Source organism: Shewanella sp. T24-MNA-CIBAN-0130 (genome assembly GCF_040310185.1).
In the GTDB taxonomy this organism is placed as follows: Bacteria; Pseudomonadota; Gammaproteobacteria; order Enterobacterales; family Shewanellaceae; genus Shewanella; species Shewanella psychromarinicola.
Genome location: NZ_JBEOPP010000441.1, coordinates 1 through 252 on the forward strand (window position 1 = coordinate 1; position 252 = coordinate 252).

Sequence of the window (252 nt, forward strand, 5' to 3'; positions counted from 1 at the left end):
TGATTATACTGATGATAACAGTTGGGTCATTCCCTTACAGCCTGAGCTTGCTGATGAGCCTTTGATGGCCCAAGACAATTTTATGAAAGGGGCAATCGCTATTGCAGCTAATGGCATTCCTATATTCAACCCATTAAACAATCGTGGTGAGGACGCCAAAGCTGTCGGAGAATTAGACAATTGGGGTGGGCATTCTGGACGCGCTGATGATTACCACTATCATCTTGCACCAACCCATCTACAGTCACAAGT

General features: G+C 45.2%; 1 protein-coding gene. It reads left to right on the plus strand.

Features of this window, described 5'->3' with window-relative positions:
- The coding region (locus tag AAEZ02_RS23045; RefSeq protein WP_351125483.1) for a YHYH protein at window positions 1-252 on the plus strand (252 nt) is incomplete at both ends.